General features: G+C 55.5%; 14 protein-coding genes. 11 read left to right on the top strand and 3 right to left on the bottom strand.

What is annotated here, in order from left to right:
* The first annotated feature begins 11 nt into the window (after nucleotides 1-11).
* From kdsC to npr, 9 genes are all read left to right on the top strand, one after another.
* A complete protein-coding gene (kdsC, locus tag F3I15_RS13535; RefSeq protein WP_150018258.1) occupies nucleotides 12-578 on the top strand; it encodes a 3-deoxy-manno-octulosonate-8-phosphatase KdsC in 567 nt (188 codons plus the stop codon).
* Nucleotides 575-1,147, top strand: coding sequence for an LPS export ABC transporter periplasmic protein LptC (gene lptC / locus F3I15_RS13530; RefSeq protein WP_150018257.1), 573 nt, complete (start codon nucleotides 575-577; stop codon nucleotides 1,145-1,147). Before kdsC ends, lptC begins: the two co-directional genes overlap by 4 nt.
* Nucleotides 1,122-1,676, top strand: coding sequence for a lipopolysaccharide ABC transporter substrate-binding protein LptA (gene lptA, locus F3I15_RS13525; protein ID WP_150018256.1), 555 nt, complete (start codon nucleotides 1,122-1,124; stop codon nucleotides 1,674-1,676). The genes lptC and lptA overlap by 26 nt, the downstream gene beginning before the upstream one ends.
* A 3-nt stretch (nucleotides 1,677-1,679) precedes the next feature.
* Nucleotides 1,680-2,405, top strand: coding sequence for an LPS export ABC transporter ATP-binding protein (gene lptB / locus F3I15_RS13520; protein ID WP_039382204.1), 726 nt, complete (start codon nucleotides 1,680-1,682; stop codon nucleotides 2,403-2,405).
* A 48-nt stretch (nucleotides 2,406-2,453) separates the two neighbouring features.
* A complete protein-coding gene (rpoN, locus tag F3I15_RS13515) occupies nucleotides 2,454-3,887 on the top strand; it encodes an RNA polymerase factor sigma-54 (RefSeq protein ID WP_150018255.1) in 1,434 nt (477 codons plus the stop codon).
* Nucleotides 3,888-3,908: 21 nt separating this feature from the next.
* Nucleotides 3,909-4,196: a ribosome hibernation promoting factor gene (hpf, locus tag F3I15_RS13510; protein ID WP_039382198.1), complete on the top strand. Its 288-nt coding sequence runs from the start codon at nucleotides 3,909-3,911 to the stop codon at nucleotides 4,194-4,196.
* A 136-nt stretch (nucleotides 4,197-4,332) separates the two neighbouring features.
* Complete coding sequence (gene ptsN / locus F3I15_RS13505) at nucleotides 4,333-4,815, top strand: PTS IIA-like nitrogen regulatory protein PtsN (RefSeq protein ID WP_039382195.1); 483 nt, start codon at nucleotides 4,333-4,335, stop codon at nucleotides 4,813-4,815.
* Nucleotides 4,816-4,868: 53 nt separating this feature from the next.
* Nucleotides 4,869-5,723 carry an RNase adapter RapZ gene (gene rapZ / locus F3I15_RS13500; RefSeq protein WP_039382191.1) on the top strand — a complete coding sequence of 285 codons (855 nt, stop codon included), beginning with the start codon at nucleotides 4,869-4,871 and terminating at the stop codon, nucleotides 5,721-5,723.
* Nucleotides 5,720-5,992, top strand: a complete 273-nt coding sequence (gene npr / locus F3I15_RS13495) for a PTS phosphocarrier protein NPr (protein ID WP_039382188.1) — start codon at nucleotides 5,720-5,722, stop codon at nucleotides 5,990-5,992. Before rapZ ends, npr begins: the two co-directional genes overlap by 4 nt.
* 5 nt (nucleotides 5,993-5,997) lie before the next feature.
* Here the strand turns inward: npr and mtgA are convergent, their stop codons facing one another.
* Both mtgA and arcB read right to left on the bottom strand, forming a co-directional pair.
* Nucleotides 5,998-6,720, bottom strand: coding sequence for a monofunctional biosynthetic peptidoglycan transglycosylase (mtgA, locus tag F3I15_RS13490; RefSeq protein ID WP_150018254.1), 723 nt, complete (start codon nucleotides 6,718-6,720; stop codon nucleotides 5,998-6,000).
* Between the two features lie 883 nt (nucleotides 6,721-7,603).
* The gene (gene arcB / locus F3I15_RS13485) at nucleotides 7,604-9,946 is read right to left on the bottom strand and encodes an aerobic respiration two-component sensor histidine kinase ArcB (protein WP_150018253.1); all 2,343 of its coding nucleotides are present in this window, start codon (nucleotides 9,944-9,946) and stop codon (nucleotides 7,604-7,606) included.
* Between the two features lie 887 nt (nucleotides 9,947-10,833).
* Here arcB and F3I15_RS13480 point away from each other — a divergent pair.
* A complete protein-coding gene (locus F3I15_RS13480) occupies nucleotides 10,834-16,365 on the top strand; it encodes a glutamate synthase-related protein (RefSeq protein ID WP_150018252.1) in 5,532 nt (1,843 codons plus the stop codon).
* A gap of 64 nt (nucleotides 16,366-16,429) precedes the next feature.
* Nucleotides 16,430-18,184 carry a sulfite reductase subunit alpha gene (locus tag F3I15_RS13475; RefSeq protein WP_150018251.1) on the top strand — a complete coding sequence of 585 codons (1,755 nt, stop codon included), beginning with the start codon at nucleotides 16,430-16,432 and terminating at the stop codon, nucleotides 18,182-18,184.
* 49 nt (nucleotides 18,185-18,233) lie between these two features.
* On the opposite strand, the gene sspB is transcribed toward F3I15_RS13475, so the two are convergent.
* Complete coding sequence (gene sspB, locus F3I15_RS13470) at nucleotides 18,234-18,719, bottom strand: ClpXP protease specificity-enhancing factor (protein ID WP_039382169.1); 486 nt, start codon at nucleotides 18,717-18,719, stop codon at nucleotides 18,234-18,236.

Genomic DNA, 18,719 nt, shown 5'->3' with positions numbered 1-18,719 from the left:
AGGAATAATAAATGAACGCTGAAAATGCGCTGGTCGCCACCTGCTATGGTCCGGTACCAGCTGAAGTCATGGCACGGGCAGCGCAAATCCGTCTGCTGATTTGTGATGTTGATGGCGTCATGTCAGACGGCCTGATCTATATGGGAAACAGCGGTGAAGAGCTGAAAGCGTTTAATGTGCGGGATGGCTACGGCATACGTTGCCTGCTGACCTCCGGCATCGAAGTCGCTATTATAACCGGCCGTCGCGCCAGGCTGCTGGAAGATCGCTGTGAGACGCTGGGCATTACGCATCTTTACCAGGGACAATCAGATAAGCTTTTGGCGTGGCGCGAACTTCTGGATAAACTGTCACTGGACAGCACGCAGGTTGCCTATATTGGCGACGATCTGATCGACTGGCCGGTCATGGCGCAGGCGGGTCTGAGTGTTGCCGTAGCGGATGCACATCCGGTCCTGCTGCCGCGTGCAGACTATGTCACACGCATCGGCGGCGGACGCGGTGCGGTGCGCGAAATATGCGACCTGATATTACTGGCGCAGAATAAATTTGAGGATGCCAGAGGGCAATCAGTATGAGTAAAAGCAGGCGTTGGATAACGCTGATTCTGGCTCTGGTCGCGCTGATATTGATCGGCTGGAACCTGACGAATCAGGATGAGAGCACCACGCCGTTGGCTTCAAACGATCAGGAGCCAACCTACACCAGCGCGAACTCTAATACCGTGGTATACAACCCAACAGGTGCACTGGCCTACAAGCTTGTCTCCGATAAAGTGACCTATTTTTCAGCTGATGAAGTCAGCTGGTTTGATCGTCCCGTTATGACAACCTTTGATGAAAACAAAGTACCAACCTGGTCAGTACGGGCGGACAAAGCAAAGCTAACGAAAGATCGTATGCTTTATCTGTATGGCCACGTTGAAGTGCATACGCTGACGCAGGATTCTCAGCTGGAACGCATTATCACTGATAACGCGCAGGTCAATCTGGTGACCCAGGATGTCATGTCTGACGACCAGGTGACGCTATTTGGCCGCAGTTTTAACTCCACGGGCATGAAGATGCGCGGCAATTTGCGGACAAAAAATGCCGAATTGCTTGAAAAGGTCAAAACCTCTTATGAAATTCAAAATGAACAAAAATAGCGTTAACGCGCTGCTGCTGGGATCGCTGCTGATTGGCAGCCTGCCCGCGCTGGCCGTCACCGGCGACTCAGAAAAACCGGTCAATATCGACTCCGTTAATCAGGCGCTGGATCTGCAGGGCAACGTGGCGACCTTTACCGGCAATGTTATTGTCACGCAGGGCACGATTAAAATTACAGCGGATAAAGTCGTGGTGACCCGTCCCGGCGGCGACAGCAACAAAACGATTGTTGATGCCTATGGCAATCCGGCTACGTTTTATCAGATGCAGGACAACGGCAAGCCGGTTAAAGGCCATGCCGCTAAGCTGCACTATGAGCTGGCCAACGATTTTGTCGAGCTGACCGGTAGTGCTTTCATTGAACAGCAGGACAGCAACATCAAAGGCGATCGCATCACCTATCTGGTGAAAGAGCAGAAAATGCAGGCCTATAGTCAGGGTCAGAGCAAACGCGTCACCACGGTGCTGGTCCCTTCACAGCTGCAGGATAAAAACGGTTCCGCTGCGAGCCCTAAAAAGAGTAACTGACCGATGGCAACTTTAGTCGCTGAAAATCTGGCCAAAGCGTATAAAGGCCGCCGCGTAGTGGAAGATGTCAGCCTGCAGGTTAAATCGGGCGAGATTGTCGGACTGCTGGGTCCTAATGGTGCCGGTAAGACCACAACATTTTATATGGTGGTCGGCATTGTCCCGCGCGATGCGGGCCGCATTATTATCGATGATGAGGATATCAGCATCCTGCCGCTGCACGCCCGTGCGCGTCGCGGTATCGGCTATCTGCCGCAGGAAGCCTCTATTTTCCGGCGGCTGAGCGTGTATGACAATCTGATGGGCGTGCTGCAGATCCGCGACGATCTGACCGAAGAGCAGCGCCAGGATCGCGCCAATGAGCTGATGGAAGAGTTCCATATTGAGCATCTGCGTAACAGCCTGGGTCAGGCGCTCTCCGGGGGAGAACGTCGCCGCGTTGAAATTGCCCGCGCGCTGGCAGCGAATCCAAAGTTCATTCTGCTGGATGAGCCGTTCGCCGGGGTTGACCCCATCTCCGTTATCGATATCAAAAAGATCATCGAACATTTGCGCGACAGCGGCCTTGGTGTCCTGATCACTGACCATAACGTGCGTGAAACGCTGGCCGTCTGCGAACGCGCCTATATTGTCAGCCAGGGCAATCTGATTGCACACGGCACGCCGGATGAAATTCTGGCAGATGAGCAGGTTAAGCGGGTTTATTTGGGCGAAGAGTTCAGACTCTGATAAGGTGTCGATTAACCCGATATTCGCTTAGGACATTCAAGCCGGATTATGAAGCAAGGTTTGCAACTCAGGTTCAGCCAACAGCTGGCGATGACCCCCCAGCTGCAACAGGCCATTCGCCTGCTGCAGCTCTCTACGCTTGAACTCCAGCAGGAGCTCCAGCTGGCGCTGGAGAGCAATCCGCTGCTTGAGCAGACCGATATTCATGATGAAGTGGACGCACGCGAAACGCAGGAAAGCGATACGTTAGATACCCGTGAGGCGCTGGAACAGAAAGAGATGCCTGACGAGCTGCCGCTGGATGCGTCATGGGATGAAATTTATACCGCCGGCACCCCTTCCGGCACCGGAACAGATTATCAGGATGATGAACTGCCGGTGTATCAGGGAGAAACCACGCAGTCGCTGCAGGATTACCTGATGTGGCAGGTGGAGCTGACACCGTTTACCGATACCGATCGCGCTATTGCAACATCCATTGTTGATGCGATCGACACGACCGGTTATCTCACCGTTACGCTGCAGGAAATTTGCGACAGTATTGGCGACGATGAGCTGACGCTGGATGAGGTGGAGGCGGTTCTCAAACGCGTCCAGCGGTTTGACCCGGTTGGCGTAGGCGCGCGCGATCTGCGCGACTGTCTGCTGGTTCAGCTATCGCAATATGCGACTGACACTCCTATGCTAAAAGAGGCGCGCCTGATTGTCAGTGAACATCTCGATCTGCTGGCTAATCACGACTTCCGCAGCCTGATGCGGGTGACCCGTCTGAAAGAAGAGGTGCTGAAAGAGGCAATGCTGTTGATACAGTCGCTCGATCCGCGCCCCGGACAATCGATCAATACGGGTGAACCGGAATATGTTATTCCGGATGTGCTGGTGCGCAAAGCGGGCGCACGCTGGATAGTGGAACTGAATGCTGAAAGCCTGCCGCGTCTGCGAATCAACCAGCACTATGCCGCCATGGGCGGCTCAGCGCGCAGCGATAGCGACAGCCAGTTTATTCGCAATAATCTGCAGGAAGCGCGCTGGCTCATCAAAAGTCTGGAGAGTCGTAATGACACTCTGCTCAAAGTTACCCGCTGTATCGTTGCGCAGCAGCAGGCGTTTTTTGAGCAGGGCGAAGAGTATATGCGTCCGATGGTGCTGGCAGATATTGCGCAACAGGTTGATATGCACGAGTCCACCATTTCACGTGTGACCACGCAAAAATATCTGCACAGTCCGCGTGGTATTTTTGAGCTGAAATATTTTTTCTCCAGCCATGTCAGCACGGAAGGCGGCGGCGAAGCCTCGTCTACGGCTATACGTGCGCTGGTAAAAAAACTGGTCGCGGCAGAAAATCCCGCAAAACCCTTGAGCGACAGCAAACTGACCGCCATGTTATCTGAACAGGGTATTATGGTAGCGCGACGTACGGTTGCGAAGTATCGCGAGTCTTTATCTATACCGCCATCAAACCAGCGTAAACAGCTGGTCTGACCGAACTGAGAAGGAAGACCTATGCAGCTAAACCTTACCGGACTGAATGTCGAAATCACTGACCCGCTGCGCGAATTTGTGAACAGCAAATTTGGCAAACTTGAACACTATTACGATCGCATCAATCAGGTTTATATTGTTCTGAAAGTGGAAAAAGTGACTCAGATTGCAGAGGCAACTCTGCACGTTAACGGCGGTGAGCTGCACGCCACAGCGGAAGCGGAAGATATGTACGCGGCCATTGACGGGCTGGTTGATAAGCTGGCACGTCAGCTGACCAAACACAAAGACAAACTGAAAAAACACTAACCTTCACGTTTGCAGAGCGCTGACCCGTTCAGCGCTCAGGGAAAAATGGGGCAGAAAAGCGCCCCGTTTTATCATCTGCGCAAGCGCCAGCAGAGCTTTAGCTCTGTGGCTATGTGAACTCGCAAGTGAAACCACGATGAACAACGATCTGACACTGGAATTGAGCTCGGTTCTGACGCCTGACTGCACCCGCAGCGGCGTACACTGCCAGAGTAAAAAACGCGCGCTGGAGATTATCAGCGAACTGGCAGCTAAGCAGCTCAATCTGCCGCACCAGACGCTTTTCGAAGCGATTCTGACCCGCGAGCGTATGGGCAGTACCGGCATTGGCAATGGTATTGCTATTCCGCATGGCAAACTGGAAGAGGATACGCTGCGGGCGGTGGGCGTGTTCATCAGCCTCGATCAGCCTATTGCTTTTGATGCAGTGGATAATCAGCCGGTCGATCTGCTGTTCGCTCTGCTGGTGCCTGCCGATCAGTGTAAGACGCACCTTCATACCCTGTCGCTGGTCGCAAAACGCCTGGCAGATAAAACGGTCTGCCGTCGCCTGCGCGCGGCCCAGAGTGATCAAGAGCTCTATGCCATTATCACAGAAGCTCAGGAAGCGCATTCGTAATCAGTACATAGCGTTACCGGTCTGCGGGCCGGATAAAACAGGGGAGAATTGTGATGGTGCTGATGATCGTCAGTGGTCGATCAGGCTCAGGTAAATCAGTTGCGCTGCGTGCCCTGGAGGATATGGGCTTTTACTGTGTCGACAATCTGCCGGTAGTCCTGCTGCCTGAGCTGGCGAATACGCTGACAGAGCGGAATATTTCGGCGGCGGTAAGTATTGATGTACGCAACATGCCGGAGTCGCAGGAAGTATTTGAGCTGGCGTTAAATAATCTGCCTGACTCTTTCTCTCCTCAGCTGCTGTTTCTGGATGCCGATCGCAATACGCTGATCCGGCGCTACAGTGACACCCGTCGTCTGCATCCGCTCTCCAGCAAAAACCTGTCGCTGGAAAGCGCCATTGATGAAGAGAACGATCTGCTGGAGCCGCTGCGTTCGCGTGCCGATCTGATTATTGATACCTCAGAGATGTCAGTGCATGAGCTGGCTGAGATGCTGCGCACCCGCCTGCTGGGCAAGCGCGAACGCGAACTCACGATGGTGTTTGAGTCGTTCGGTTTCAAACACGGTATCCCGATTGATGCCGACTACGTGTTTGACGTACGCTTTTTGCCTAACCCGCACTGGGATCCCAAGCTGCGTCCGATGACGGGCCTCGATCGACCGGTGGCGGCGTTCCTGGATCGGCATACCGAAGTGCACAATTTTATCTACCAGACGCGCAGCTATCTTGAGCTATGGCTGCCGATGCTGGAAACCAACAACCGCAGCTACCTTACTGTGGCGATCGGCTGTACCGGTGGCAAACATCGTTCCGTGTATATTGCCGAGCAGCTGGCTGACTATTTCCGCTCGCGCGGTAAAAACGTGCAGTCGCGTCATCGCACCCTGGAAAAGCGTAAATCATGACCGTAAAGCAAACTGTGGAAATCCGTAACAAGCTGGGCATGCATGCGCGCCCGGCGATGAAGCTGTTTGAGCTGGTACAGAGTTTTGACGCGGATGTTCTGCTGCGCAATGAAGCGGGTACCGAGGCTGAGGCCAGCAGCGTCATTGCACTGCTGATGCTGGATTCAGCCAAAGGCGGTCATATTGAAATTGAAGCCAGCGGACCGCAGGAAACCGCGGCGCTGGCCGCCGTTATTGAGCTGTTTGAATCGGGCTTTGACGAAGAGTAAAGGTTTTAGTGCAGACGGTAGCGATTCAGGAACCCCTCCCCTCCCAGCTGGCGCATCTGACGCATAATCCACTGCTGACGCTGGCGAACATAGCCTGAAGGCGCATCCGCGCGAAACCGGATCGGATTAGGCAATACGGCGGCCAGCAGAGCAGCCTCTGCGATAGTCAGGCGGCTGGCGGGCTTATGGAAATAGTGCTGCGCTGCGGCCTCAGCGCCAAAAATACCGGGACCAAACTCAGCAATATTAAGATAGACCGTCAGAATACGACGTTTACTCCAGACGGTTTCAATCCCAACCGTCATGCCCGCCTCCAGCCCTTTACGCAGCCAGCTACGTCCGTCCCACAAAAAGAGATTTTTCGCGGTCTGCTGAGAAAGCGTTGACGCGCCACGCATGCGCTCGCCGCTGCTGCTGTCGAGCACCTGCTGAATAGCGCCGACGTCGAATCCCCAGTGCTCAGGGAATTTCTGATCTTCGGCGGCAATCACGGCCAGCGCCATCCACGGAGAAATGTTATCCATGCTGACCCACTCTGAATGCGCGACATAACCGATATCCCCGTGCAACCAGGCGCCTGCCTGACGTTCCGCCATAACCGCGGAAAATGGCACGGGTAAAAAAGCGAAAACGGCAATTCCCCCGATCCAGAGTACTGCCCATGCCAGCAGACATTTAATCATCAGCGCCCTGAAACGGCTGACCCATTTTCCTCTGTGTTTTTTCATTACGTCTTCCTGTATCCCTTCCCTGCATTAATTAATCACTCTGGTCATGATTGCGTCCAGTGCTCATTGTTATACCCGCCTGCATCCAGCCAGTCGGTTTCCGAAGCTGAAAAAGCGTTCAGGCCAGCAGTAGCTCTTCTGCTGATACCCTGAAACATCAATGACTTCCATCTTTAAGGAATCGGTTCCATGCATAAAAATCGCGCAACGCAAACTTCAGACTGCAGTTAACCTGCACTAATAATCATGTTAATAAGACTTTCATATAGCTTAACATTCACAGGAGGCAGCTTAGCCTTTCCTGACTATTGTCTGCTATGAGATCGGTTTCAGACACATATTATGCTGCCAGAAAGCCCAATCCCCCGGTAATTGTCCGTAAATCAAATTTTACACTCTGATCGGCCTGTTTTTCAGTATGACCGATCTGGAAGTTTAACTGCCTGCTTTCCAAAACGTTTCGGATAAATGTGATGCAGTGCGGCTATTTTTGTTACAAAACAAGAGTATAATTACGATTTACCGGACAACAATCGGTCTTCTGAGGGCCATCCGGCATTTCGCCGCTTCGCTCAATCCTGACGGCTAAAAATCAGCCAAAACCGGCAAATATTGACTAAATAACGAACAAATCAGCGGGGAAATTGATTCCCCGCTTGACAGTGTTGTCAAATTAATGTTTTCTGTAGCGGAACGTTGTTCAACATCACACAATTTAATGAATCTTGTCGCGCAGGCTGACAAATTTGCTAAGGTGATTTTGTAACGTTAACCAATACCTGACTGCTGCTTTTTACTTCAATTAACCATAACAGCAGCAGTCGCTTTTTCCCTGGTGTTGGCGCAGTATTCGCGCACCCCGGTTTCGACCGGGGTCATTTTTTTAGCGCTTCTGATTTTCCCGCCCGGCAACCCATTCACGCAGCACGGCAACATCCTGTCGCCACTCCTGCTTCAGTTCATCGATCCACTCCTGCACATTGTCCCACCAGGCCGGCAGTTCCGGTGACTGAATCTGTTTTGCCAGCTGCTGCAGATGCAGCAAACCTACCGATCCTGCGGCACCTTTTATTTTGTGCCCCTCTTCAGCAATGCCTTTCTGATCGCGCGCCATCATGTTGGAATCGAGAACATCAAGATAGCCAGGCATCATTTGCTCAAACATCGTCAGGCTCTGCGTGATCAGGCCAGGCCCGACCAGCTCGATATACTGCTCCAGCATCGCCACATCCAGCAGCATGCGCGACTGCGTATCCGCGACAGGCATATCTGTCTCTTCTGCCTCGCCCTGATAATCCCAGAATTTTTTGATCACCGCCGTCAGCGCCGGTACCGCCAGCGGTTTACTGAGTACTTCATCCATTCCGGCATCGAGATACTCTTTTTTATCTTTAAGCACGTTGGCCGTCAGCGCGACCAGCGGCGGCAGCTGCACGCCCTTATGCTGCTGATGGATAGCGCGCGCAACGTCCAGCCCGGTCATATCCGGCAGCTGTATATCCAGCAGCACCAGGTCAAACTCCTGCGGATCAAACAGGCTTAGCGCGTCATGGCCGTTCATGGCGACCTCAACGCTGCAGCCGAGCTTCTCCAGCACCGAGCGGGCGACAATTACGTTCAGTTCAATATCCTCCACCAGCAGTACGTGCAGCGCCGGCAGCGGCAGGCTGTCATCCAGGCCGGTATCTTCCACTTCGTCAGCCACGCGCGGCGCGTTGATCTCAACCACGAAGCAGGAGCCTTTACCCGGCGCGCTGCTGACGGTGATATCTCCGCCCATCGCCTGCGCCAGGCGACGCGACACCGCCAGCCCGATACCGGTGCCGGTCGCGGGCTTGCCGCCGTGCTGATCTTTGACCTGATAATACATGGCAAAGATTTTGTCCTGCTCCTCCTGCGGAATACCCATACCTGAATCCTGCACTTCAAAGCGCAGCGTTTCATTCGCGCTGTATGTGACCCGCACGACAATCTCTCCCTCGCGGGTGAATTTCACGGCGTTTCCAATCAGGTTCCACAGGATCTGCCGTAAACGGGTGCCATCAGCCAGAATTTTATGCGGCAGCGGCAGCGCGGGCTGCATTACAAATTTCAGGTCTTTCGGCTGGGCCAGCAGGCCCGATAAGTTTTCGAGATCGGCAAGAAAACCGGTGAAATCAAGCGGCTGGTTATCCAGCTGAACTTTGCGCCGCTCGATTTTGTCCACTTCGATAACATCGTTAAAGATATTGCCCAGCGTGATAGCGGAGACGTGAATCGTTTTCAGGTACTTCAGCTGCTCCTGGCTGAGTTCGGTATCCAGCAGGATACGGCTCAGACCCACGATGCCGTTCAGCGGCGTACGCAGTTCGTGACTGATCGTTGAAATAAAGGTGGTTTTCTCCCGGCTGGCGTTCTCCAGCGCATCCTGATAGCGCTTACGCTCCGTAATATCGCGTCCGAAGCCCATCAGGCCGCTGCGTTTGCCCACCCGATCGTAATAGGGCACCTTACGGATTTCAAAACAGGCTTTGCGCCCGTCCGGATACTGCAGCCACTGCTCATAGGTGAGCGATACGTTATGGCGAAACACCTTTTCGTCTGTTTCCAGTACCTTGGTCGCGGCCTCATCATCATAAATATCGCGCGGCGTCAGTCCGATCAGCTGTTTTTCACTTAAGCCGGTCAGCAACTCCATGGCACGGTTGCAGCCGGAGAACTGTTTGTCGATATTACGGTAAAAGACCAGATCGGGCGATGCATCCAGAAATGAGCGCAGGAAAGAGGATTGCTGCTCCAGCTCAATCTGCGCCTGCTCGCGGCGCGCCATCTCTTCACGCAGCTTATCCATCACCTGTTTACGCGCCTCTTCTGCGCTGATGCGATCGCTGATCTCCTGATTCAGCTGCGTGATGGTCTGTTTCATCTGCTGATTAAGCTCGAGATCGCGCGTGCGCATCTCTTCCAGCTTATCAACCAGCTTCGTTAGCCGCTGACGCGACTCCTCCAGCTGATCGACCACGACTGACAGGAAATAGACCGCCCAGGGCGTAATCAGCAGACCAAAGAAGACCGAGCGCACCACGTCGATACTTTCCACATGCCCGCGCAGTACCATAGTGACCGCCATCTGGACAATCATCGCCAGCACCACCAGCGCCGACGCCAGCAGCAGTGAAAAGCGCACCAGACCGAGTTTGACCATCAGGTCGACATAATATTGAGCTAACAGACGAATTTGTTTCATGGCAGATCCCCTGAACGAATGGCGCCATCATAACGTAATTAGCCTGCGTCTGCCCGGGCTGACCGGGATATTGCGCCCGCCTGACGCCCCATCATAGTGCATCCGCGCCCGGCTTGAACGTTATCTGGCGCGCGCTGAGTAAAGCACTTGACTAATTTGCACAGGTGAATAATCTGAAAGGCCGTCTGCGCGCAGCTAAGCGTCAGACCTTATTGCTCTCTTTCGCCTGTGGCAGCTGATTTCTCAGTATATTGCCACCCCTCCTCATTGCATACTGATTCACATTTAACGCAGTTTTACTCAGTTGCCTTCTGATTAGTTTTACTTATACAGACTTATATTTAATTCAAAACAGACGCCATAAGAAAAACAGATACATGACATGCCGGCTGGCATTGCTACGATATTTTATGCTGCTATAAACAGCACTGCCAGCAGGGTAAAGTAATTTCGCCGCCTGCAGATAGTGAGACGGCTCACACTTAGCAGGGGTTTAAATCGGCGCTTATTGACATAAATTTACTGTTAAAAAACTTAAAATTCATCAGGTTAACCAATTTTTCCTGCAGATATAGGGCTCAGCGCTCTCTATTTGACCTCTGTGCGCTTTCCCGATAAGTTGAAATTCCGCTGGATGCTTTCCAGTCGGGACTGTGTCTCGACATATCTATGCAGCAAGAAGACTCCCTCTGGATGCAAGTTATCTCCCGTTAGAGACCGGATTAAAGAGCAACTCATCAAGGACGTTATACCCGGATCCTGAGAGTCATTGCTCGGTGTGGCGACGCCCGCGTACAGCGCGGAAAAAACCAGTGAAACAGCACGCGTCAGCGCTCTGTGCCTGAAACAGAACAGGCAATGTCTAAAGCAGTTTAAGGAGACTCTCAATGTCCACGCAAAAACCTCATTCCTATGGTTTGTACGACCCGGCCGCAGGCAGCGATAGCTGTGGTGTAGGTTTTATTACCCGCAAGGACGGCGAGCAGACACATGACATTCTGCAGATGGCGCACAGCGCACTCTGCACCGTGCCGCATCGCGGCGGGATGTCCGCAGAGGGTGTCGGTGATGGTGCCGGCGTTAACGTCGATCTCTCGCTTAACTTCTTTCGTAAATTAACCGGCCAGGCGCTGGAAGCTGGCCAGTTTGGCGTAGGCAACTTTTTTATCCCGAAAGATGCCGCGCTGCGGGCCAATGCCGAACGTCTGGTTGAAGAGACGCTGGCCGCATGGAATTTCCCGGTGCTGCTGAAGCGCGATATGCCGCTGGATAATAGCGTAACCCGCCCTGCCGCCGTGGCGTTTCAGCTGCCGATTGTGCAGTGGGTGTTTGCCGCTCCGCCTGCGCTGACGAATCAGACTGACTTCGAACGTCAGATCTACCGGGCGCTGCTGGATATCGAAGCGCGCGCGTTCACCGAAAGTGAGTTTGGCGGCCTCTATCCGCTCTCACTCTCTTCCCGCACGCAGGTGTTTAAAGCGCGTCTGAACTCGAATGAAGTGATCCCTTACTTCAAAGATCTCACCGACAGCGATCACCAGGTGCGCGGACTCTTTTTCCATACCCGCTTCTCGACCAATACCGATCCTCATACCACTATGGCACAGCCGTTCCGCCTGATGGCGCATAACGGCGAGCTGAATACCGATCGTAAAAACCGCATTGCTGAAGCGGCGCTGATGCTGGCGCGCGGTAAAAAAATTGTCCGCCCTAAAGGCCAGTCTGACAGCTCGCGTCTTGACCAGAGCATTCACAGCCGCCTGATGGAAGACGACCTCGATCTGATCACCGCCGTGGTCTCCATGATGCCCCCGGCGTGGGAGAACGACAGTTCACTCTCCGCTGACGTGCGGGCGATGCTGGAGTACTTTTCGCTGTATGAAGAGAAAAATGATGGTCCGGCCGCGCTGATTTTCGGCAACGGCGAGGTCATCGGTGCCCGTCTGGATCGCCTGGGCCTGCGTCCGCTGCGTTCAGTGGAAACTGCCGACTATATCGGTGCCATGTCCGAAGCGGGCCAGATTGCCTTTCCGCCAGAAAGCGTGCTGCGTCGCGGCCGTATCGAAGCGGGCGGTATGCTCTATTACGATCACAAAGAGAAGCGCGCCTATACCACGACCGAAGCGCTGGAAAAACTGGCGGCCGCAAAAGATTATCGTGCTCTGCTGCAGGCGGCGCGCGTCGAGCTGCATGAGCTGCCGGAAATTCCGGCCGAGAAGCTTGGCTCTCCGCTGCGCTATCGCGGCGATCTCAAAACCTACCAGCGTTTTGTCGCCTACTACTACAACCAGGAAAGCTTCAAGTTCATGATGGATCCGATGCTGCAGACCGGTGCGGAGAAGATCTCCGCAATGGGTTACGGCAACGCCATCAATGGCCTTTCCGATCATGAAGGCGGCCTGGCGCACTACTTTTCGCAGCGCTTTGCGCAGGTGACCAACCCGCCGCTCGACTCTATCCGTGAAGCTGATGGCATGACGCTGCGCGTGGCGCTGGGCGCAAAACCCCATCTTGGCCGCAGCAAAGGGCAGCAGATTATTGTGCCCAGTCCGATCCTGACCCACCTTGATATGCTGCGCCTGCGCGAGCAGAACGTGGCGCCTTACGCGCGCTTTGAAATGCTTTATGAGCCAGTGATCGGTAAAGATATCGTCAGCCGCGCCGCTAACGCCAGCGCGCTGGAAAAAGCGATAGACCATCTGGCTCAGCAGGTGGTGGATTTCGCCCGTGCGCAGGGCGGCATTGCCGTGATCACCGATCGTCATGTCTCAACCACGCATGCCGCTATGCCGATGCTGCTGGTGATCTCCGCCATTAACCAGCGTCTGGTGCAGGAAGGGCTGCGTCTGGATGTCTCTCTGGTCGTGGAGAGCGGTCAGAGCATCTCGTCGCACCATATCGCTGCCACGCTGGGCTTCGGTGCTTCCGCCGTCTATCCGCTGGGCGTACAGATGCGCGCAGAAGAGAAATTTGGCGAAGGTGAAGAGGGCAACAAGGCGTTCAGGCGCTATGCCAAAGCCGCTGAGAAAGCGCTGATGAAGACCATGGGTAAAGTGGGCCTCTGCACCGTCGAGAGCTACAGCTGCGGTGAGTTCTTTGAGCCTAATTTTCTCGATACTGAAGATCCGGTACTGAAAAAATATTTCCCGAATATCAAAACTCCGGTGGGCGGCGCAGGCTTCCCGGCGATCGCCCAGATGGCAGTGGACTGGCATCAAAGCGCGCTGAAAATCCAGGGTGAAGCGGAAGTGCCGCTGCTTGGCCTGTTCAAAGAGCGTGCGGAAGGTGCCGGTCACTCCTATGGCACCATCGCCGTGCGAACCTTCATCGATATGACTGAACAGCCGATCCGCTTTGCCGATAAGGCGCGCGAAGAGGATAACTTTATCCGACTGATGACGCTTGCCAGGCTGGAAAACGCGTTTGGTATCAAAGCGGATGCATTTAAAGAGAGCAGCTTCGAACGGATCCCGAATGCGGTCATCGATACCTTTGCCATTACGCCGGATTACCGTCAGTTCTCCAGCCTGATGCATGCCGAGCGCAAACGCCGTCCGGCAGCGCTGCGTGACATTCTTGCCCTGCCCTGCGATCTGACCCACGTTGACAGTGAAGCGGAGTTTGGCCGCAAGCTGGGCCGCTATTCGCTGGTGAACAATGGCTTCGCCATCCGTGGCCTGCAGTGTCAGGCGGTAGCGGGCAGCCTGAACCAGTTTGACCTGCGCCTGATCGACGCGATTGCCGGCCTGAAACCGGAGCAGGAGCGTCTGGCGGCGCTGGCGCGTGCGCTCAGCACCCGCTTCCGGGATGATATTGAAAGCAGCAGTGTGGAAGAGAGCGTGCTGCGCATTACCGCCTATGGTAAAGCCGCAGAGTATCTGGCAAAAATCTTCACGGCGCAGCCTTCGCTGCCGCTGGAGGAGATTCAGCCGGCACACGAAATCACCCGCACCTTCGCCTCCGGCGCGATGAGCCACGGAGCGCTGGTTGCGCCTGCGCATGAAGCTGTCGCGCACGGCACTAATATGGTGGGCGGCATGAGTAACTGCGGTGAAGGCGGCGAGCACTATTCGCGTCACGGCACGATCCGCGCCTCGCGCATTAAACAGCTGGCCTCAGGACGTTTTGGCGTCTGGGCGGCCTACCTGGCCGATCCGATGCTGGAAGAGCTGGAGATCAAAATTGGCCAGGGTGCAAAACCTGGTGAAGGCGGTCAGCTGCCGGCGCCTAAAGTCACGGTAGAGATTGCTGCGGCACGCGGCGGCACGCCGGGTGTGGAGCTGGTGTCGCCTCCGCCTCACCATGACACCTACTCTATTGAGGATCTGGCACAGCTTATCCACGACTGCAAAGCCGCGCGCGTGCGCGTTATTGTCAAACTGGTCTCTTCAGAAGGTATCGGCACCATTGCGGTGGGCGTAGCCAAAGCCGGCGCCGACGTCATTAACGTGGCGGGCAACACCGGCGGGACCGGTGCGGCATCGGTAACCAGCCTGAAATATACCGGCCGCGTGGCAGAAATCGGTATCGCTGAAGTCCATCAGGCGCTGTGCGCTAATGGCCTGCGTGACAAAGTACAGCTCCGCTGCTCCGGCGCGCAGCAGACCGGCAGCGATGTGATTAAATCCGCGCTGCTGGGCGGCGACAGCTTTGAGTTTGGTACCACGGCACTGATGATGCTGAAGTGCGTGATGGCGAAAAACTGCAATGTGAAGTGCCCGGCGGGCTTAACCACCAATGCCGAAGCCTTTGATGGCGATCCGCGTCAGCTGGCGCAGTATTTTATTAACGTGGCGCAGGAAGTGCGTGAGTTTCTTGCCCGCCTCGGCCTGCGCTCTCTGCGCGAGGCGCGCGGCCGGGCCGATCTGCTGCACCTGATGGATCATCCGCTGGAAGTGGGCAAACTCGATCTGCGCGCCATGCTGACGGTAGTACCGGAACAGAAAATCGCGCATCCGGTCTATCTGGAAAAAGATTTTACGCTCGACGACGGCTGGGTAACGGAAGTGACGGCGCAGCTGGTTGAGCAGGCAGGCCGTGAGGTTACGCTGGGCAACGGTGTCACCCTGAATAACCGCAATAAAAGCGTTGGCGGTCAGCTGGCTATCGATATTGAGCGCCTGCTGAACCATACGCTGCCGGCTGAGCAGCGCCTCCTGCTGCCGGCGGTGCTGAAGGACGATCGCGGGCGCCACTACCTGGCGCCGCGCACGGTGCAAATCCATACCCAGGGCGCAGCCGGACAATCATTCGGGGCGTTCTGTAACGACGGCATGCTGATGCAGCACTACGGCACCTGTAACGATGGCGTAGGTAAAGGTCAGTGCGGCGGTGAGCTGGTGGTGATGTCACCAGGCGGCGGCGCACAGGATAGCGACGGCAACGTGCTGATCGGCAACTTTGCGCTATTTGGTGCCACCGGTGGCCGGCTGTTTGTGCAGGGCCAGGCGGGCGATCGCTTCGCGGTACGTAACTCCGGCGCCACCGCCGTGGTGGAAGGCGTGGGCGATTTCTGCTGCGAATATATGACCAACGGCGCCATCCTTAACCTCGGCACCTTTGGCAAAGGCTTTGGCAACGGCATGAGCGGCGGCTTCGCTTATCAGTATGACCCGTACGGCAACCTTGCCGGCCATGCAGCGGGAGACTCCGTACTCTTTGGTTCCATTGCGGATGATAACGAGATGGCGCGCGTGCATAAGCAGGCGGTACTGACCATGCTGAACTGGCATCTGGAAGCGACCCGCTCGCCACGCGCCGCCTGGCTGCTGGCGAACTGGGAGAGCGAATGTCAGCACTTTGTGTATGTTATGCCGCGTTCGCTGCTGCTCTACCAGGATGGCGGCGAGATCCTGAAAGCAAAATCGCGCAAAGATCTGCTGGAAGAGCTTTCAACCTCGCTGGCTGCGCATCAGGTAGCCAAATTTAAAGCGGCGTGGCGCAGCGGCAAAACCATTGCTGACGGGGCCGTACCCGCCTACGGTGCGACCGATACGCAGGAGATGTTTGTCCTGCTTAACAACTACACCGTGCTGAGCTTTGCGCAGCAGCTGGCGCTGGGCAAGCTGCCGAAAGGCACCGCAGTGGAAGATCCGGCGGTTGAAAAAGCGGTACGCAATCTGCTGATGACCGAGGACTTTGCGCTGGTCAGTAAGCTGCAGCGGCACGCCCGCGCGGCAATTGAGAGCTACAGCGATGATGAGCTGGCAAGCCTGATCGCGGCAAAACGCATGGCTGATTACAAAGCGGCATTAACGCAGCGTAATATCCGCTCTATGGATAGCCTGGCGACCTATGGCTGGATCATCTATCAGGATGCGCGCCATCGCGAGGTGCTGGGTCATCTGCCGGACTTTGAAGAGCTGTTTGCGCGTGCGGCGCTGCCGGAAATTGCCGCTGCGGTCGGAAAACTGTCCTGAACGCGTCAGTCCGGCATTTGAGCCTTAAGAGAGAACACTACTAACAGGATTGAGTACCCGTATCATGAAGATTCCTTACATTCCTGAAGACGCACCGTTTAACGGTGAGCAGAAATACTGGCTGGCGGGCTTTCTCGCCGGTCTCCACTCGCGCCTGTTAGTGCTGGAAGATAAGCAGACGGCACCTGCCGCTGGCGCCAGCGCAACCACGCAGCTGCACATTCTGTTCGGCTCCCAGACCGGCAATGCCGAAGCGCTGGCCCAGACTGCGGCTAAAGCGGCTCGTGCCAAAGGTCTGGTTCCGGTGGTGCAGGCGCTGGGTGAGGTCGATCTCGAGGTCTTCACCACCATGCGTCATGTGCTGATTGTGACCTCAACCTATGGTGAAGGTGAAATGCCTGACAATGCGCAGCTGTTCTGGCAGGCGATTTCAGCCAGCACCGCACCGCGCCTCGAGCAGATGCACTTTGCCGTACTGGCAATTGGTGATACCGGCTACGACGGCTTCTGCCAGGCGGGTAAATTTATCGATATGCGTCTTGAACAGCTGGGTGCACGCCGCGTGGTAGATCGCATCGACTGCGATATCGATTTTGAAGAGCCATCCAATGCCTGGATTGGCAGCGCGATGCCGCAGTTTGCCGCCAGCGCCGGCAGCAGCGGCACCGTGCTGGAGAGCGCACCGGAAGCGCCGGTGATCCCTGGCAGCAATAAGCAGAACCCTTATGCGGCTGCGCTGACCACCAATAAACGCCTCTCTGGCGAACAGTCTGCCAAAGATATCCGCCACTTTGAATTTGATCTCAGCGGCAGTGGCCTGAAATATGAAGCGGGCGATGCGCTGGGAATTATTCCGGTTAACGACCCCGCGCTGGTCACGCTGCTGCTGACTGAGCTGAAAGCGGACTATGAAACGCCGGTGCCGGGCTTCGATCGCAATCTGGGCGATCTGCTGACCTATCAGTTTGAGATCGCCGAGCCGTCACGCAAGCTGATTGAGTGGATTGGCCAGCACACCGCCAACCAGGAGTTGCTGCATGTGCTGCAGCATGACGATAAAGATACGCTGGCCAACTGGCTGTGGGGCAAAGACAGCCTCGATCTGCTACAGCTGGAGCTGAAGCGCAACCTGTCGGTGCCGGAATTTGTGGCGATGCTGCGGCCGCTGCAGCACCGCGCTTACTCCATCTCCTCCAGCGCCAAAGCGCATCCCAATCAGGTGCACCTGACTATCGCCTCTGTGCGCTACCACAGCGGCGGACGGGAGCGTAAAGGCGTCTGTTCCACTTATCTGGCAGAGCGCGTCCGCCGCGGCGAGAAACCGGCTATTTTTATTTCGCCTAATAAGGCGTTCCGCGTGCCGGCTGATGGCAATGCACCGCTGATCATGGTCGGACCGGGTACCGGTATCGCGCCGTTTCGCGCGTTTCTGCAGGAGCGTCAGGCAACGGAAGCAAAAGGCAAAAACTGGCTCTTTTTCGGCGATCAGCATCAGGAACATGACTATATCTACAGTGATGAGCTGCACGGCTGGCAGCAGAGCGGTCTGCTGACGCACCTCGACCTCGCCTTCTCGCGCGATCAGGAAGAGAAAATTTATGTTCAGAGCCGGATGCTGGAGAAAGGCGCTGAGCTCTACGCCTGGCTGCAGGAAGGCGCATACTTTTACGTCTGCGGTGATGCATCGCGCATGGCGAAAGATGTCGATGCCGCACTGTATGAAGTGGTACGCCAGGCTGGCGGTCTGTCCGGTGAACGCGCCGCGGCCTATATCGACCAGCTGAAGAAAGAAAAACGCTATCTGCGCGACGTCTACTGAGTTGCAGCATAAAAAAACGGGCCNGGCCCGTTTTTTCTGCGCGAGGAAATTACTTAACGACGCGCAGTGAAGGACGTCCGCCGCGCGGCGGTGGCTCGTCATCAGGAGAATGATCCTCATCCTGAGCATCATCCGGACGATCGCCATCGATAACCGACATGACCGTCTCTTCCTGACCCGCTTCCTGATCGTCCATCGCCTGATCGTAGACCGGCTCCGGTTCGAACATGGTGCCCGCGCCATTTTCACGCGCGTAGATTGCCATTACAGCAGCCATCGGCACGGAAACCTGACGCGGCACGCCGCCAAAGCGCGCGTTGAAGCGCACTTCGTCATTGGAGAGATCGAGATTGCCGACCGCACGCGGCGCAATATTCAGCACGATCTGTCCGTCGCGCGCATACTCCAGCGGTACCTGTACGCCAGGCAAATTGATATCCACCACCAGATGCGGCGTCAGCTGATTATCCAGCAGCCAGTCATAAAATGCCCGCAGCAGATAGGGGCGACGCGCGGTGAGTTGCGACATTTCCAT

The organism is Pantoea sp. M_9 (assembly GCF_008631385.1).
GTDB lineage: Bacteria > Pseudomonadota > Gammaproteobacteria > Enterobacterales > Enterobacteriaceae > Pantoea > Pantoea eucrina.
This window is presented reverse-complemented; position numbering and strand designations above follow the sequence as displayed.

Excerpts from the sequence above, each read along its gene's own strand:
- kdsC (WP_150018258.1), top strand. The coding sequence starts at position 12 with ATGAACGCTGAAAATGCGCTGGTCGCCACCTGCTATGGTCCGGTACCA.
- lptC (WP_150018257.1), top strand. The coding sequence starts at position 575 with ATGAGTAAAAGCAGGCGTTGGATAACGCTGATTCTGGCTCTGGTCGCG.
- lptA (WP_150018256.1), top strand. The coding sequence starts at position 1,122 with ATGAAATTCAAAATGAACAAAAATAGCGTTAACGCGCTGCTGCTGGGA.
- lptB (WP_039382204.1), top strand. The coding sequence starts at position 1,680 with ATGGCAACTTTAGTCGCTGAAAATCTGGCCAAAGCGTATAAAGGCCGC.
- rpoN (WP_150018255.1), top strand. The coding sequence starts at position 2,454 with ATGAAGCAAGGTTTGCAACTCAGGTTCAGCCAACAGCTGGCGATGACC.
- hpf (WP_039382198.1), top strand. The coding sequence starts at position 3,909 with ATGCAGCTAAACCTTACCGGACTGAATGTCGAAATCACTGACCCGCTG.
- ptsN (WP_039382195.1), top strand. The coding sequence starts at position 4,333 with ATGAACAACGATCTGACACTGGAATTGAGCTCGGTTCTGACGCCTGAC.
- rapZ (WP_039382191.1), top strand. The coding sequence starts at position 4,869 with ATGGTGCTGATGATCGTCAGTGGTCGATCAGGCTCAGGTAAATCAGTT.
- npr (WP_039382188.1), top strand. The coding sequence starts at position 5,720 with ATGACCGTAAAGCAAACTGTGGAAATCCGTAACAAGCTGGGCATGCAT.
- mtgA (WP_150018254.1), bottom strand. The coding sequence starts at position 6,720 with ATGAAAAAACACAGAGGAAAATGGGTCAGCCGTTTCAGGGCGCTGATG.
- arcB (WP_150018253.1), bottom strand. The coding sequence starts at position 9,946 with ATGAAACAAATTCGTCTGTTAGCTCAATATTATGTCGACCTGATGGTC.
- F3I15_RS13480 (WP_150018252.1), top strand. The coding sequence starts at position 10,834 with ATGTCCACGCAAAAACCTCATTCCTATGGTTTGTACGACCCGGCCGCA.
- F3I15_RS13475 (WP_150018251.1), top strand. The coding sequence starts at position 16,430 with ATGAAGATTCCTTACATTCCTGAAGACGCACCGTTTAACGGTGAGCAG.
- sspB (WP_039382169.1), bottom strand. The coding sequence starts at position 18,719 with ATGGAAATGTCGCAACTCACCGCGCGTCGCCCCTATCTGCTGCGGGCA.